The organism is Shimia sp. R10_1, assembly GCF_017744095.1.
In the GTDB taxonomy this organism is placed as follows: Bacteria; Pseudomonadota; Alphaproteobacteria; order Rhodobacterales; family Rhodobacteraceae; genus Shimia.
Window position 1 is genome coordinate 491718 of the sequence record NZ_JAGHQX010000002.1, and the last position, 16411, is coordinate 508128.

Annotated in this window: 15 protein-coding genes; 10 read left to right on the plus strand and 5 right to left on the minus strand. The window is 57.6% G+C overall.

Going from position 1 to position 16411, the window contains the following annotated elements; genetic code table 11:
- Positions 1 to 38: 38 nt before the first annotated feature.
- The 5 genes from J7413_RS06770 to J7413_RS06790 all read left to right on the plus strand — a co-directional run bounded on the left by J7413_RS06770 (position 39) and on the right by J7413_RS06790 (position 7763).
- The gene (locus J7413_RS06770; RefSeq protein ID WP_209097293.1) at positions 39 to 1715 is read left to right on the plus strand and encodes an alpha-glucosidase family protein; all 1677 of its coding nucleotides are present in this window, start codon (positions 39 to 41) and stop codon (positions 1713 to 1715) included.
- Entirely contained in the window at positions 1708 to 2829 is a 1122-nt protein-coding gene (ugpC, locus tag J7413_RS06775) for a sn-glycerol-3-phosphate ABC transporter ATP-binding protein UgpC (protein ID WP_209097294.1), read from the plus strand. The genes J7413_RS06770 and ugpC overlap by 8 nt, the downstream gene beginning before the upstream one ends.
- A 270-nt stretch (positions 2830 to 3099) precedes the next feature.
- On the plus strand, positions 3100 to 4005 hold the full coding sequence (locus J7413_RS06780; RefSeq protein WP_209097295.1) for a phosphate/phosphite/phosphonate ABC transporter substrate-binding protein: 906 nt from the start codon (positions 3100 to 3102) through the stop codon (positions 4003 to 4005).
- A gap of 1 nt (position 4006) precedes the next feature.
- Positions 4007 to 6445: a response regulator gene (locus J7413_RS06785; protein WP_209097296.1), complete on the plus strand. Its 2439-nt coding sequence runs from the start codon at positions 4007 to 4009 to the stop codon at positions 6443 to 6445.
- A gap of 70 nt (positions 6446 to 6515) precedes the next feature.
- Positions 6516 to 7763, plus strand: a complete 1248-nt coding sequence (locus J7413_RS06790) for an FAD-binding oxidoreductase (protein ID WP_209097297.1) — start codon at positions 6516 to 6518, stop codon at positions 7761 to 7763.
- A gap of 41 nt (positions 7764 to 7804) precedes the next feature.
- On the opposite strand, the gene J7413_RS06795 is transcribed toward J7413_RS06790, so the two are convergent.
- From J7413_RS06795 to J7413_RS06805, 3 genes are all read right to left on the minus strand, one after another.
- Complete coding sequence (locus tag J7413_RS06795; protein WP_209097298.1) at positions 7805 to 9295, minus strand: heme biosynthesis HemY N-terminal domain-containing protein; 1491 nt, start codon at positions 9293 to 9295, stop codon at positions 7805 to 7807.
- 10 nt (positions 9296 to 9305) lie between these two features.
- Positions 9306 to 10619, minus strand: coding sequence for a mitofilin family membrane protein (locus tag J7413_RS06800; RefSeq protein ID WP_209097299.1), 1314 nt, complete (start codon positions 10617 to 10619; stop codon positions 9306 to 9308).
- Between the two features lie 73 nt (positions 10620 to 10692).
- Positions 10693 to 11400, minus strand: a complete 708-nt coding sequence (locus J7413_RS06805; RefSeq protein ID WP_209097300.1) for a uroporphyrinogen-III synthase — start codon at positions 11398 to 11400, stop codon at positions 10693 to 10695.
- An 81-nt stretch (positions 11401 to 11481) separates the two neighbouring features.
- On the opposite strand from J7413_RS06805, the gene tsaD reads away from it, so the two are divergent.
- Genes tsaD through J7413_RS06830 form a run of 5 tightly spaced genes read left to right on the plus strand, consistent with a single transcriptional unit; the run spans position 11482 to position 14671 of the window.
- Positions 11482 to 12579 carry a tRNA (adenosine(37)-N6)-threonylcarbamoyltransferase complex transferase subunit TsaD gene (tsaD, locus tag J7413_RS06810; RefSeq protein ID WP_209097301.1) on the plus strand — a complete coding sequence of 366 codons (1098 nt, stop codon included), beginning with the start codon at positions 11482 to 11484 and terminating at the stop codon, positions 12577 to 12579.
- Positions 12576 to 13529 (plus strand): NAD(P)H-dependent glycerol-3-phosphate dehydrogenase, encoded by a 954-nt coding sequence (locus J7413_RS06815; protein WP_209097302.1) that lies wholly within the window; start codon positions 12576 to 12578, stop codon positions 13527 to 13529. Before tsaD ends, J7413_RS06815 begins: the two co-directional genes overlap by 4 nt.
- A gap of 2 nt (positions 13530 to 13531) precedes the next feature.
- The gene (locus J7413_RS06820; RefSeq protein WP_209097303.1) at positions 13532 to 13807 is read left to right on the plus strand and encodes a YciI family protein; all 276 of its coding nucleotides are present in this window, start codon (positions 13532 to 13534) and stop codon (positions 13805 to 13807) included.
- A complete protein-coding gene (locus tag J7413_RS06825; protein WP_209097304.1) occupies positions 13807 to 14226 on the plus strand; it encodes an EVE domain-containing protein in 420 nt (139 codons plus the stop codon). Before J7413_RS06820 ends, J7413_RS06825 begins: the two co-directional genes overlap by 1 nt.
- A gap of 49 nt (positions 14227 to 14275) precedes the next feature.
- The gene (locus J7413_RS06830) at positions 14276 to 14671 is read left to right on the plus strand and encodes a DUF1761 domain-containing protein (protein ID WP_209097305.1); all 396 of its coding nucleotides are present in this window, start codon (positions 14276 to 14278) and stop codon (positions 14669 to 14671) included.
- 312 nt (positions 14672 to 14983) lie between these two features.
- Here the strand turns inward: J7413_RS06830 and J7413_RS06835 are convergent, their stop codons facing one another.
- Entirely contained in the window at positions 14984 to 15325 is a 342-nt protein-coding gene (locus J7413_RS06835; RefSeq protein ID WP_209097306.1) for a DUF2853 family protein, read from the minus strand.
- Between the two features lie 206 nt (positions 15326 to 15531).
- Positions 15532 to 16410, minus strand: coding sequence for a glucose-1-phosphate thymidylyltransferase RfbA (gene rfbA, locus J7413_RS06840; protein ID WP_209097307.1), 879 nt, complete (start codon positions 16408 to 16410; stop codon positions 15532 to 15534).
- Position 16411: the final 1 nt, after the last annotated feature.

Here is a 16411-nt window from a genome sequence, read left to right on the forward strand (position 1 = left end):
ATATCTAGGACGACCCGATGACATATCAGGACCCGAACATGACCCAAGACACCGCTCTCATCACAGACCCAGATTGGTGGCGCGGTGCGGTGATCTATCAGATTTATCCGCGCTCCTATCAGGACAGCAACGGCGACGGCATTGGCGATTTGGCTGGCATCATCCAGCGCCTGCCCCATGTGGCCAGCCTTGGTGTGGATGCCATCTGGCTCTCACCGTTCTTCACCTCACCGATGCTGGATTTTGGCTATGACGTCTCTGACTATCGCGATGTCGACCCGATGTTTGGCACGCTCGCGGATTTTGACGCGCTGATCGCCAAGGCCCATGAGCTGGGCATCAAGATCATCATCGATCTCGTACTCAGCCACACCTCCGATCAGCACCCGTGGTTTGTGGAAAGCCGCGCCGATCGCAGCAATGACAAAGCCGACTGGTATGTCTGGGCTGACGCAAAGCCGGATGGCACGCCGCCCAACAACTGGTTGTCGATCTTTGGTGGTCCGGCCTGGCAGTGGGACACCGCGCGGATGCAGTATTACCTGCACAACTTCCTCAAGGAACAGCCGGACCTCAACTTCCACAACGCGGAGGTGCGGCAAGAGCTTTTGGATGTGGCCCGCTTCTGGCTGGAGCGTGGGGTGGATGGCTTCCGTCTGGACACGGTGAACTTCTACTATTGTGACGCCCAGCTGCGCGACAACCCGCCCCTGCCCGAGGATCAGCGCAACGACAATATCGCGCCAGCGGTGAACCCCTATAACCATCAGGATCACCTGCACGACAAAAACCAGCCGGAAAACCTCGACTTCCTGCGCGATCTGCGGGATTTGCTAAATGAATATGACGCGATCACCACCGTGGGTGAGGTGGGAGATTCCCACCGCGGCAGCGAAATTCAGGCGGAATACACCGGCGGCGGGGACAAGTTGCATATGGCCTATGATTTTGCCCTGCTTGGCCATGTGCATCCCACCGGCACCCGCATCGCCGAAGTGATGGCAAAGGCGGAAAGCTTCTCTCAGGACAGCTGGGGCTGCTGGGCCTATTCCAACCATGACGTGGAACGCCACGGCTCCCGTTGGTCGCTGTCAGATGCGGCCCAGCGCACCTATGCGGCGCTTTTGATGTCGCTGCGCGGATCGGCCTGTATCTATCAAGGTGAAGAGCTGGGCCTGCCGGAGGCGGATGTGGCGTTTGACGATCTGCAAGATCCCTATGGCATCCGTTTCTGGCCAAAGTTCAAAGGGCGCGATGGCTGTCGCACGCCCATGGTGTGGAAATCTGACAATCAGAATGGCGGGTTCTCAGAGAGCAAGCCATGGCTGCCGGTGGCCTCTGAGCATCTGGCGCTGTCGGTTGATGCGCAGGAAGAGGCTTCCGGCTCCATGCTGAATTTCTACCGCCGCCTGATCGCCTTCCGCAAAACCGTGCCTGCGCTGGCCAAGGGGGATTTCACCCTGATCCACGCCGATGACACCCACATCCGGTTTGAGCGCAGCCACAATGGCACCCGCGCGATCTGTGCCTTCAACCTGTCTGAAAAAGACCAGAGCTTCGATCTGCCCAGCGGCGCCTGGAAAGTAGAGGCCAAAGCCCCCTTCACCGTCAGCCGTGATGGCAACAGCGTCACCTTGCCTGGATGGCAAGCGGTCTTTGCGGTCACATCAGGCTCTAACACAGCGCAAAACAGCGAGGAAAGCGGACATGGCTGATCTGGTTCTCAAAGATGTGGCCAAGTCTTATGGCCAGGTGAATGTATTGAGCAACATCGATCTGGAGATCGAGAAAGGCGAATTGATTGTCTTTGTCGGCCCATCGGGATGCGGCAAATCCACCTTGCTGAGGATGATTGCGGGGCTCGAACATATCACCGGTGGCACGCTGGAAATTGACGGCACATTGGTCAACGACGTGCCGCCCAGCCAGCGCGGCATCGCCATGGTGTTCCAATCCTACGCGCTTTATCCGCATCTCACCGTGCGCGAGAACATGTCTTTTGCGCTCAAGATCGCGAAGATGAGCACGGCGGAGATCAACGAGCGCGTGGAGAAGGCCGCCAAGACCCTGCAGCTGCACAATCTGCTGGATCGCTTGCCCAAAGAGCTCTCTGGTGGGCAACGCCAGCGTGTGGCCATTGGCCGCTCGATTGTGCGCGATCCAAAGGTCTATCTGTTTGATGAGCCGCTCTCCAACCTTGATGCCGCGCTGCGCGTGGCCACCCGCATTGAGATTGCACAGCTCAAGGAAAGCATGCCTGACAGCACCATGGTCTATGTGACCCACGATCAAGTGGAGGCGATGACGCTTGCCTCGCGCATTGTGGTGCTGGCCGGTGGCGGTATTGCGCAGGTTGGCACGCCGCTTGAGCTCTATGAGCGTCCGGAAAATGAGTTTGTCGCGCAGTTTATCGGCTCTCCAGCCATGAACCTGCTGCCCGGCAAAATCACCGGCACGGGCGAGACAACCACCGTGGCATTGGATGCAGGTGGCACCGCCACATCGACGGTGCCGTCGCGCGCTGAAGACATGGGGCGTGCCGTGAACATCGGCGTGCGCCCCGAAGACCTGATGACAACCGACGGCCCCGCAATCTTTACCGGTACGGTCAATATCACCGAAGCTCTGGGAGAGGTCACCCTGCTCTATTTTCAGCCACAAGGGGGTGCGGATCCGATCATTGGGAAACTGCAGGGCATTCACCCAGATCTCAAGGGTCAGCAAGTGGCCTTGACGGCGGATCCAAGCAAGGTTCATGTTTTCGCAGATACGCAATCCCTGCTGTATCGCGACCGTCCCATCAAAGAAATCGCAACGAAAGCGCATTGAACCGCAAACGGTTGCCATTACGGAACGTGAGCAACACAGCAAAACTGTGGTGCGGTGGACAATTTCATTGCAGACTTTGCCAATGAAACGCACCGATTTAGAATCACATCGGCACGACCTGTCTGAAACCGCTGTTAATTCGGGCCAAACCGCCCAAATTGGCTTGTTTTGCTGTGGCGCAGCAAAGGTTTCAACACTATCTTTACCTCTGCTACATACCCCTAAGCCATTGTGTTCATCCGGCTCTTTTTTGTCATGGGTCCTCTTGTCATGTCTCGTCTCGCCCGCCTGATATTACGTGTTGCCACCATGTTGGCATGTTTGGCGCCGATCAAACTGGTGGCTGAGACCCTGACAATTGGCACCATGAATCAGGGCATCCGCACCCAAATGAAAATCTATGAACCCTTTGCGGCGCATATCGAGAGAGAAATGCGGGGCACAGAGATCAAGAGTGTGCGCCTGATGGTGGTGCCAAACGCCGATCAGATGGCTGACGCGATCAGGCGCAATGAAGTGGATATTTTTATCGACAGCCCGCTCGTGGCGGGCAAAGTGGCCAGAATGTCCGGTGCGCAGCCATTTCTGCGCCGTCTGCAGCAAGGATCGCGCGCGCACTACTCCGTCATTATCGCCCGCAAAGACAGCGGCATATCAACAGTCGCAGATCTTGAGGGCAAAACGATTGCCTTCACGGAGCCCGACTCCTGTGTTGGCTATTTGCTGCCAGCCCATATCATCGTCAAAAATGGGCTTGGTCTCAGAGAAATTATGAGCCGTGAACAGCTGGCGCGACCTGGTGAGGTGAACTTCAGGTTTTCGTCACATGAAAAGAACACAATCTACCAAATTGCCACAGATCGTGTTGATGCCGCGGCGGTGAGCCTTGACTCCCTGCTGAGCTTGCGCGAAGCGCGGCCCGGAGAATATCGCATCGTGGCGAGCTCTTCTCAATTTCCGCGACAGGTTTTGCTGTATCGCGACAATATGGACGCCAATATTTTGTCCGATCTACGTGCCATACTGCTGGCCATGCCGGAAACTGAAGAAGGTCGAAACGTGCTGCGCAAGCTTGAAAATACAAGCGGATTTGAGGATTTTCCAAAGGGACCCAATCCGCTTTTTGCGCGGATCAATATGATTTTGGATGATCTGTCCGCTGCGGGGATCAAGTAAGGTGTCCGCGCCTAAGAATCCGCTTCTGCGACCTTTGTCAAAGACATGGCAATCGCTGACCTACGGCCTTGGCCGTCGGATGACGCTGTATTTTGGGATCATGATCGGCGCGTTTGTGACAACGCTGATTTACCTGAACACGCTGACGCAGCTGGAACTTGTGCGCACACGATTTGCCGAACGCTCTGATGCACTCGGCATTCTTATACAGGAAGTCACCCTGCCCTATCTCTTTGAGGGGCGTCCGGCAGAGCTGGACATCATCTATCAGGAATTGTTGCGCCAGCCAGACATTTTGAGCCTGAAGTTTGTCGATCCCAACGGATATCTTCTGGTGAACGGCGAAGAGGACGCGAATGCGCTGTTTCTGAGCCGCGTCGACGATCCGATCATTGCGGAGACCTCGGAATCAAAAGTCAAAAAAATCGTGTCAGAGAACAGCGTCATTCAGGTCGCGGTCCCCGTGATCTATGGGAACGTGAACTATGGCACCATTCGGTTTGATTTGGACGGCGCACCTGCCAACAATGAAGTGAGCCTGGTGCTGCGCCGCAACATGTTGTTTGGCGTGTTCTTTACCTTGACCGGTGTCTTGCTCAGCATCTGGGTGTCCCGACGGTTGACCGAACCTTTGGCGCGACTCAATAGCGCGACCAAACGCGCCGCAAAGGGCAACCTGAACCAATCCATTGTCATTCGCACGAATGATGAGGTGGAAGGACTCGCCAACAGCTTCAACTTGATGCTTGGCAATCTCCGGGCCTGGGTGCAGTCGCTTGAAGATACGCAGACCAAACTGGAGCTTTCCGGACGCGACTTGAATGCCAAGAACAAAGAGCTCCAAGTCGCTGCGGAGCAGGCCCAAGCCGCAGAGAAAGCAAAGTCGCAGTTTTTGGCGCGGATGAGCCACGAAATCCGCACCCCGATGAACGGTGTACTTGGCATGGCCGAACTGTTGGCGGACACGGATTTATCCAATGATCAGAAAGACCTGCTGGAATCGATACACAGTTCCGGCTCTACACTTCTGACCATCATCAACGACATTTTGGATTTCTCCAAGATTGACGGCAAGCATATGGTCCTGCGCGAAGAGGTCTTTCGTCCAAGCGAGGTCATTGAAAACACGGCGCAAATGCTCGCATTTCAAGCCGCTTCTGCGGGCGTGGACCTGATCACCCGCATCGAACCAACATTGCCAAAATCGCTGGTGGGTGACGATGCCCGCCTACAGCAGATTATTATCAACCTGGTTGGCAACGCCTTGAAGTTCACCGAAGAAGGCTATGTGCTGATCAACGCCACGCTGAAGACAGAGGATGGGCGCGACGTGATGCAGGTGGACGTTTGCGACACCGGTATTGGCATTCCCCAAAGTCAACTTGAAACGGTCTTTGATCAGTTCACGCAGGTGGATGGATCCTACAGTCGCCGCCATCAGGGCACGGGATTGGGCCTGGCCATCGCCAAGGGCTTTATCGAATTGTTGGGGGGGCGCATTTGGGCAAAGTCCGAGATTGGAACCGGCACCACTTTCAGCTTTACTGTCCCAATTGTCTCACCAGAGGCGCCACCTCCGCTGCAATCTGAAGACAGCGTCGATCTGGAAGGGCTCAAGGTTCTGGTGATGCAGTCCGAACCAACAGCCCTGTTTGTCGTGAAAGAAACCCTGAAGCAATGGGGTGCGGAGCCACATACGTTCGAGACAGCCAATGCGGCGCTTACGAGCCTAAGCGATGCAGCGCAATCAGATGCCCCCTACGATGTGATCATCACAGAAACCACCATGCCGGACATGGAACAGAGCAAGCTTTTCACAGAAATCAAAGCTGCACAGGGCCGCAAAACAGCACAGCTCATTGTGGTAAAACCGATCAACGAAGGGGTGTCGCCCGAAATCGAGGCGATCATGCAGGCGGATGCAGAACTCTTGAAACCTGTGAACACCCGCAAATTGCTGCTAGCGCTGCTGCCTGACGAAATGGAAGTCGAAGACACTGTCGCAACCTCATCTTTTGAACAGCCCCGCGTCGCGCCCAAACCCGTCGCACAAGAGCTTTCTAACGAGCCGGACCGCAAGACCATTCTGATTGTGGATGACAACAAAACCAACCGGAAGCTCATCGAAGTGTACCTCACCCGGTTGGGAGTCAGTCATTTTTCCGCAAACGATGGTGAGGAGGCGATCAACCGGTTCCAGAAACACAAACCGGATCTGGTGTTGATGGATGTGAGCATGCCCGTGATGAACGGGTTGGAAGCAACGCGCGAAATCCGTGCTCTGGAGGAGCTCAAAGGTGTTGCGCGCAGCCAGATTATCGGGCTGACGGCGCACTCTGCCCCAGAGGACCGCGAAGCCTGCCTCAACAGCGGTATGGATGCGCATATTGCAAAACCCATCAAGCTGCAGGAACTTAAGACAATCATCGCTGAACTTTGAAATCAGCGACAAACTGTTGAAAAGTCGCGCTTAACCCGGCAACACTTCCAAAGGTTGCAAGGGAATAAGCATGACACGCTCAAAACAGAACGTCGTTGTGGTCGGCGCAGGCATCAATGGCGCGGCCACCGCACTTTGGCTGCGCCGCGCAGGGTGTGAGGTCACGCTTGTTGACAAGGCATCGCCTGGCATGGGGGCGTCCTATGGCAACGCCTGCTTGCTTGCCAGCTGTGCCATTCTGCCCAATGCAACGCCGGGGATTGCAACGAAGGCTCCGGGCTATTTGCGTGACCCAGAGTTTCCCTTGTTCATGCAATGGGCGCATTTGCCCCGCCTGCTTCCTTGGCTTCTGAAATTCATCAGCCACTCCGATCACACCCGTGTGCGCAACATCACCCAGGCCCTAAACCATCTGATTGGCGACAGTGTGGAGCAGCACAAAGCGCTGGCCGCAGGCACCCCGGCGGAGCGCTGGATTCAGGAGACCGACTATCTGTTTGCCTACAAAGACCGCGCAGCCTTTGAGAAGGACAAATATGTCTGGGACATGCGGGCGGACATGGGGTTTGTCCCCGATTTGGTCGAGGGCGCCGCAGCGCAGGAAATTGAACCAATCCTGAGTTCAGAGATCCGTCTGCTCGCGGTCAACAAGGCGCATGGCTTTATCCTCAATCCCGCCTCCTACGTGCAGGCGCTGGTCGACACGTTCACAGAGATGGGTGGCCGGTTTGTGCAAACAGCGGTGCATGATTTTGAGATGACCGGCGGACAGGTCACAGGCGTGCTCACGGATCAGGGTCGGTTTGATTGTGACCGCGCGGTGCTCTCTTCTGGCATCTGGTCCAAATCTCTGGCGCGGAAGCTGGGGATTGCTGTGCCTTTGGAAGTGGAGCGTGGCTATCACGTCACTTACCGCAATCCATCTGTGCGCACCAATCATCCCGTGATGATCGCTGATGCAAAATTTGTGGCAACGCCAATGGATCAGGGCCTGCGCTGTGCCGGTATTGTGGAATTTGGCGGCCTGTCAGATCAAAAATCGAAAGCGCCGCTGGCGCTGCTGCGCCGCAAAGTGGCGGAGGTGTTTCCCGATCTGACAGCAGACAGCGAAGAAGAATGGCTGGGATTTCGTCCCACCTTGCCTGACAGCCTGCCGATGGTGGGCGAGATCGGCAGCAGTGGGGTCTATGCCGCCTTTGGGCACCAGCATATCGGTCTGACGGGTGGGGCAAAAACCGGGCGGCTGGTGGCAGATCTGATTTCTGGTCGCACACCCAATATCGACCTGGCCCCCTACCATCCCCAGCGGTTTGGGTAACAACGCCCGCGTGTCAACGGGCGCCGTATGCATTTAAAAGATCAGGCAGACGTGCGCGCGCTCTCGGGCTGTGCGCTCTCACTCTCAACGGGCGTGGTATCGACCACCTCTTCCTCCGCCTCGACGACCTCTTCATCCTCAGAAGATTTGTCCTCCAACGCACCAATAATAAGCGGCAGCATCGCGGCGCTCGATTGGCTCTGGCCTTCGACCTCCGGTGGTGCAACCCAAGCCAGCGTGTCAAAGCTGTGACAGCTTTCACAAGTGGGCGACCACTCAGCATGGATATGGCTGCAGTTGTCACACACCCATTGCGGCCCGCGTGGCGCGCTGAGGGCTTTGGCAAGGAAGCCTTTCACAACCGCGTCCCCAGCACCCTCGCCCCGCTCAACCGCCGCCATGATGGTCAGCGCACGTTGAGTTGGGTTGGTTTCGTAAAGATTGCCCAGCGCACGCCGGGCTGCCGGAAAATCCTCAGCCGCAATGTAGAGCTCAGCCAATAGCATCTTGCTCTCATCATGATCAGCTGTGTTTTTCACCAATGCACCAAAGCGTTTGATGCGCGCCTCTGGCGTCTCCTCCGGGGCAATTTCAGCAAAAGCGGCCGCCAGATCCGGATGCGGCTGTGTATCCCACGCCTTTTTCAGCAGGCGCGTGGCATAACGCGGTTTGCCTTTTTCGATATAACTGCGCGCGGCCAGAACTGCCGCCGGGATCAGATCAGGCGATAGGCGGTTGGCCTCAATTGCCTGTTCACGCGCCTCAATAGAGCTGTCCTCAGAAATCACCTCTTTGGCTTCCGACAGCGCCAGCACCGCATCGCGGCGGCGATGCACATCCCGCGGCAGGCTGCCGTGGCGCAGCTTCGCGTTCAGCGTCCCACGCGCGCCTGTCCAGTCTTTGCTTTCGGTCTGAAGGCGCAGCAAGGTGTCCTGCACCTCCTCATGGCGGGGCTTCAGCGCAAAGGCGTTTTCCGCCAGCTTCAGCGCCACATCGGTGTCTCCTGCGGCCAGCTTTTGCTTCATCAGGCCGCGCACACCCACAAACCGCGTGCTCTCGTCATTCAGCAGCTTCTTGTAGGTCTCTTCGGCCTTTTTGGTGTCGCCGTGCATCTCTGCGGCCTGCGCAACAATCAGGTTCGTAAGCTCAGGCTTCGCCAGAAGACGCTCGGCCCGGCGTGCTTTGTCCATCGCGGTGCGCCCTTCGCCTGACGCCAGTGCCATGACGCTGTCAGCCAGCGCTTTGTAGCCTTTTTGCTCGCGATTGCGGTCAAAATAACGGCTGATCGCGGTTTCATCCCCATTGAGGAACTTCAGAACCGCCACCAGCAAGCCCAAAAGCTTGATGCCAACCCAGACAGCCGCCACCAGAGCAGCCAACGCCAGCGCGGTCTGGAACGGGCCAAGGCTGTATTCCACCCCGCCCACGGTCAGCATCACGCCGCCTTCGCTTTCAAGCAGGTAAATCGAGCCAAAGGTCAGCCCGGTGACAATGGCAACAAACGCAATAATTTTGATCAGGGACCAGAGCATAAAATGACCTTCAGTTACTGTTTAGGGTTTGTGCCAGATCTTCGGCAGCTTGTGTGGCATCAGCCCGGGTCTGCGCCTGCGCAACCCAGTCTGCCATCACGGATTTCGGCCCCTCGGCCAATGTCGCTATCTCGCCCAGCGCGGCGGTGAGATCGCCGGCTTTCAGCGCGGCTTCAGCCCGGCTGAGAATGGCGTCGGTGTCGCTGCCTTCGCGGGCCTCAACCGAGCGTGCACCAAATTGGGTTTTGAAGAAATTGCCAAGCCGGTTGCCCTGCCCTTCGTCCACCTTATCTGCACGCGCTTTGGCCAGCGCCGCACGCGCGGCCTCAGGGTAGCTTTCAATCAGCGCGGCCAGCGTGACAAGGCCCTCATCGGCAAATTGCGCGAGCACGGGTGCAACCTCCTGCCCCGTTGCGGAGCGCAGATCCACCAGAGCGCCGCTGTAAGACGCGCCACTGTCCAGCGCGGCGACAATGCGGGCCACGGAAGAGCGCGCCAAAGCAGTTTTTGCGGAGAGATCCGCCCGGTCTTTCAACTCGGCAGCCTCGGCTTTCTGCGCAGCCACCAGCTCTTTGAGGTCTTTGACTTCCCGCTCATAGGCCGCAATCGCGGCAGCGCCCAAGCCTTCATTCAATGGGCGCTTTTCAATATCGGTCAGACGCGCCTCAAAAGTGGCGACAGCCTCGGCCAGCGTGCCCAACTCGTTGGTTTGGCTCTCCAGGGCGGCGCGCAGGGTTTCCAGCTCACCAGCGGCAGCTTGCGCGGCACTCTGTGCAGCACCTGCGGCGTCACCGCTGGCCCCGATCTCGCCATCTAGCTCTGCCAAAGTCGCACTCTGCGCTTCAAGCTGCGCGGTCAGCTCTGCAATTGCTGCCTTGGTGTCGCCACCCAGTCCCAGTTGATCGCCAAAATAGACGGCCCCACCAAACCCGATTGCGGCGGCCACAGCACCGCCCAAAACCATGGGTACAAAGCCCCCACGTTTTTGAGGCTCCTGCGTTGTGTCTGGTGCTGGCAAAGTTTCGACAGCATCCACGCTAGGGGCGATCTCGCCCGGCGTGTCCACGCCGTCTTCTGCGCCGTTTGCTTCTGTATCGCTTTCGTCATCTGCAGGCGCATCTTCGGTAGGCTCTGGATCCACCGCCGTTTCAGGCTCTGGCGCTTCAACCGGTTCTTCGATCGTGACCGGATCCTCGTCAGAGGCCTCCGCAACCTGCTCAGTCGCGTGTTCCTCCACGATCTCTGCGTCTTCGATCACCTGTTCCGCCTCTGTGGCGTCAACCTGATCCTTGTTTGGCTTGTCCGACTTATCCGTGGTCCCCACAGGTCACCCTTTCGAATCCGTTTTTTGCAAATGCAGCACCAATCTAGGCGAGGGCGGCGGCTCGCTCAATGCGTCACACTGCGTCCAACAGTCTCGTGATCGCATCTGCCATGGCATTCGCCTGTTTTTTCGCCGCCAAAACAACCTGTTCGCAAGGCAAATCGCCCAGCGCTTCTTGCGTGGCGGCACTGATCGCAACCACATGTATCGGAGCCGCCATGCCCTCCAGCGTGCGCAACTGACGGCTGAACACAGCCGCCGCATTCGGCGAAAACAAAGGCACTATGAGGGGGTTTTCACGCATCAGAAGCGATTTTGCAGCCTCGGTGAGATCAACGGGCACCTGATCATACACCACCGTCTCCTGCGTTTTGATCCCTGCAGCGGTCAGACGCGCGGCCAGGTCACCGCGCGACAGCGCCCCTCTGAAATGCACAAGCGGGCCGCGTGGGGCATCGGCCAAAATTCGCGCATAGAGCGCTTCGGCATCCCCATCCGCCGCTACTGCCTGCCAGCCCTTAGCAACCGCAGCCTCAGCCGTGGCCGCGCCAACACACCATGCCGGCAGATCCTGCGCCGGCGCCATCGCCACCCCATTGCGCGAACTGAACACAGCCCCGGTGAGACCTGTGAAATCCACCTCTGCACCGGTTGGCACAATCTCTACAATTGCGGATATCTCAATCGGGGCCGTCACCCCATGCGCACGCAGGCGCTGTGCAAACCGCGCGGCATCTGCCTGCGGGCGGGTCAGCAAAATCGTTGCGGGCCTGTGCGCCATAGATGCCACCGGGATTGTTTGAGCCACAGGGAGGTGTTACCTGCCACAGAACCGACGCGCAACGGCAAGGACCAAGCCGCCATGACAGAAACGCTCACCATTCTTGGCATTGAAAGCAGCTGTGATGACACAGCCGCCGCGATCCTGCGCCAGCCTGCGGGCGGGCCTGCAGAAATCCTTGCTTCTGTGGTGCATGGGCAAACCGACCTGCATGCGCCTTATGGCGGCGTGGTGCCTGAGCTTGCAGCGCGCGCGCATGCGGAGAAAGTGGATGTCTGTATCGCGCAGGCGCTGGATGCCTCAGGCGTGACGCTGAAGGAGCTGGATGCCATTGCCGTCACCGCTGGGCCGGGGCTGATTGGCGGAGTGATTTCCGGTGTGATGTGTGCCAAAGGGCTGTCAGCCAGTCTTGGCATTCCGCTTGTTGGCGTGAACCATCTTGCCGGGCACGCCCTGACCCCGCGCCTGACCGATCAGGTGGCCTTTCCTTATCTCATGCTTCTGGTGTCGGGCGGGCATTGTCAGTTTCTGATTGCCCATGGCCCTGAGAAATTTTCCCGCTTGGGCGGCACCATTGATGACGCCCCCGGCGAGGCTTTTGACAAAACCGCGCGTCTGCTGGGCCTGGCGCAGCCCGGTGGTCCGGCAGTGCAGGCAGAGGCCGAAAAAGGCGACGCCAAGCGCTTCCGCTTCCCGCGTCCGCTGCTGGATCGTCCCGGATGTGACATGTCCTTTTCTGGTCTGAAAACCGCACTTTTGCGCCAACGCGACGCGATTATCGCGGAAAAAGGCGGGCTGACCGTGCAGGACCGTGCCGACCTTTGCGCAGGCTTTCAGGCCGCCGTGGTCGACGTGCTGGCCGAAAAAACCCGCCGCGCACTGGAGAGCTATCTGGCAGAAAATCCTTCTGAGCCGCTTTTGGCTGTGGCCGGTGGCGTGGCGGCAAATACAGCCATTCGGGCAAGATTAGAGACTGTTTGTGCCGATCTTGGTGTGACCTTCACCGCCCCGCCGCTGGCGCTTTGTACCGACAATGCCGCCATGATCGCTTATGCCGGTCTGGAGCGCTATCAAGCGGGCAATCAGGATGATATGTCCCTCGCCGCACGCCCACGCTGGCCGCTGGATCAGTCGGCACCGGCGTTGCTGGGCTCAGGCAAAAAAGGGGCTAAGGCATGATCTCTGTTCTCGGCGCTGGCGCATTTGGCACCGCGCTTGCCGTGGCTTTTGCCAAAGGCGGCACCAATGTCACCCTTTGGGCACGCGATGCCGAAGCTGCCAAGGCGATGCAAGAGACGCGCGAAAATCCCCGTCTGCCGGGCGTGACGTTGGCTGAAACAGTCTCTGTTACAGCTGAATTTGCGGAAACGCTCTGTGATACAGTCCTGCTGGCGGTTCCCATGCAAAAACTACGCGGCGTGCTGACAACCCATCCAGAGCTCTCTGGCCGCACCCTTGTGGCCTGTTGCAAAGGGGTGGAGCTGGGCACCGAGCTTGGCCCAGTGGCGGTGATCCGCGATGTGCTGCCCAATGCCACGCCTGCGATCCTCACCGGTCCCAGTTTTGCCGCCGACATCGCGCGCGGGCTGCCCACAGCGCTGACGCTGGCGACGCCGGATGAAAACACCGGAAAAACGCTGCAACAGAGACTGATATCGCCCAACCTGCGGATTTACCGCACCACAGACACCGTGGGCGCTGAGCTGGGCGGTGCACTCAAAAACGTGATCGCCATTGCCTGTGGCATCGCCATGGGCGCGGGACTAGGCGACAGCGCCCGTGCCGCGCTGATGACCCGTGGCTATGCGGAAATGGTGCGGATGGCACGTGCGCTGGGTGCGCAGGGAGACACGCTGGCCGGGCTGTCCGGTTTTGGGGATCTCACCCTGACTTGCTCATCGGAGCAATCGCGCAACTACAGTTTTGGTCTGTCTCTGGGCCGCGGCGACAGCTTTGATGCGTCCGTGACCGTCGAAGGCGCCGCCACCGCCCGCGCCGCGCTCGCCCGGGCAAACACCCTGAACATAGACATGCCCATCACCGCAGCCGTGGTCGCAATCCTCGATGGGGGCTTGCAAATCCCCGACGCCATGGAAATGTTGCTCTCAAGACCACCCAAGGAGGAATAAACATGCTGATCGCCCTCATCGCCAAAGACAAAGCTGGCGCATTGGACATCCGCAAGGCCAACCGTGACGCTCACCTGGCCTATCTGAAAAGCTCTGGCGATACGATCATGATGGCGGGCCCGTTTCTGGACGACGCTGGCGACATGTGCGGCTCGCTCATCATCCTGAACGTTGCGGATATGGCAGAAGCCGAAGCCTGGGCCGCGGCAGATCCCTATAAAGCGGCGGGCCTGTTTGAAAGCGTGACCCTGCAAGCCTGGAACAAGGTGCTGGGCTGATGCGCTATTGGCTGTTCAAATCGGAGCCCTCCACCTGGAGCTGGGCGCAACAGGTCGCCAAAGGCGAGGTTGGCGAAGAGTGGGACGGCGTGCGCAACTATCAGGCGCGTAATTTCATGCGAGAAATGGCCGTGGGCGACCGTGGCTTTTTCTATCACTCCCAGAAAGAGAAATCCGTGGTCGGGATCATCGAGGTCTGCGCTGCCGCGCACCAAGACAGCACCACAGATGACGAGCGCTGGGAATGTGTGGACATCAAGGCCATTGCCCCGGTGCCCAAACCGGTGACGCTTGCCATGATCAAGGACGATCCGCGCCTCACCGAAATGGCGCTGGTGAAAAGCTCCCGCCTGTCCGTGCAGCCTGTCACCGCCGAAGAATGGGCCATCGTTTGTGAGATGGGTGGCGTCAAACCCTGATTTTTCAGGCATACTCCTGCTCATAGATCTTTGAGCGGAGGAGAATGTCATGGGTTTTGTCGCCGTGATCGCCGCCACTGTGGCGTCGTATGTCTTTGGATCAGTCTGGTACATGGTGCTAGCCAAGCCTTGGATGGCCGCCGCCGAGGTCAAGCTTGGGGCAAACGGCCGACCGGCCAATGCTAGCAAACCAACCCCTTATATCGCTGCGTTTGTGTGCACCTTTGTCGTTGCAGGTATGATGCGTCATGTGTTTGCCCTGTCTGGCATTACCGACATCGGCGCAGGGCTGATGAGCGGGCTCGGCATTGGCTTGTTTCTTGCAACACCTTGGATTGTCACCAACTATGGCTTCGCTGGGCGCCCGCCTGTGCTCATGCTGATTGATGGCGGGTATGCCACGATCGGCTGCATGATCATAGGGCTGGTTTTGACCCTACTCTAAACACCAAGTGCAAAAAGGCACGGCCGACTTGGCCATGCCGATTTAGCAGGTATCAGACTGCAGAAAATTAAACATAGGGGGCCTGCTTCCACTCGACCAGACCCCCTATGCCCCCCGCGTGCTCCCATACCACCACACGCGTCTGTTATATCTTAGGGTCCGGCCTTCCTGGCCCGACATACAAGGCATAGCCCAAACCGAATGAGTGTTTCAAATATCAAGTAGCGACAATCCGAGGAGATCCGTTTGGGATTTTGAAACCCTTTTGGCACAGAGCCCGCAATCGGGATCTGTACCCCCTCGGCAATGCGCCTAGAGATACTGTGACTCTTTGCCGAAATGCTTGGTCAGCATGTAGTAGACAACGGCGCGGTATTTGTTGCGCTCAGACACGCCATAGGTCTCAAAAACCGCATCGATCGCTTCCTGCAGCTCCGGCCCGTCAGAAAGACCCAATTTCTTGATAAGAAAGTTGTTTTTGACGAGCGCAACCTCTTCGGGCTGCGTGCTCGCTACAGTTGCGCCGTCTGCATTGTAAATCGCCGGGCCACACCCGATGGTCACCTTTGTCAGCAAATCCATATCCGGTGTCATTCCGCATTTCTGCTTCAGATCATCCGCATATTTGGCAATCAAGTCTTCGCGTTTTCCCATGCCACACACCTTCATTTTTCTTAAAATTGGCCAAAATTATCCGTCTGGGATCAAAACAATCGGGCATCAAACTAACGATTCACCCCCCAATCACAAAGGCAAAACAGCGCAAAAGCCATCGCGCCAGGCGTTCTGTCCCTTTGCAAACGCGCGCCCTAGGAGGTGCACCAATGGCCATGGAACGACATGAGCTTATAAGCAAAGGATCAGGTTTCAGCCAGAATCTTAGCCAAATAGGCCCCATAAGCGCTTTTTTCAAAAAGTTTGGCCCGTTCAGCGAGCTGATCTACGGAAATCCAGCCACGATCAAAAGCGATCTCTTCCAGACAACCGGTCTGCAAGCCCTGGCGGTTTTCCAAAGTGCGCACAAAATTGCTCGCATCCAGCAAGGAGGCATGGGTGCCGGTATCCAGCCAGGCATAGCCGCGCCCCATGGTTTCCACGTGCAGCTTTCCTTCGGACAAATAGGTCTGCAATAGATCGGTGATCTCAAGCTCCCCGCGTGCCGACGGCTTAACACCCCGCGCCCGCTCCGGCGCTTCATGATCGAGGAAGTAGAGCCCGGTCACCGCGTAATTGGACGAAGGGTTAACCGGCTTTTCAACAATCTCTCGTGCCTGACCGTCATCTCCAAAATACACCACACCATATCGTTCGGGATCGACAACGTGATAACCAAACACTGTACTTCCTTCAGGCCGGCTATCTGCTGCTTTAAGAACTTTAGGCAAACCTTGTCCGAAGAAAATATTGTCTCCCAACACCAATGCGGAAGGGGCGCCGCTCAAAAAGTCTTCGGCAAGTATAAATGCCTGCGCCAATCCATCTGGAGATGGCTGCATAACATAAGTCAAAGAAACACCCCAAGCACTTCCATCGCCTAACAGACGCTGAAACTGATCCTGATCCTGCGGTGTTGTGATGATGCAAATTTCCCGGATCCCTGCCAACATCAACACCGAAATCGGATAGTAAATCATGGGTTTATCATAGACAGGCAGCAGTTGTTTAGAGACCGCCATCGTTATTGGATGCAAGCGAGATCCGGTTCCGCCTGCCAAAATAATACCTTTGCGTTTCTTCATT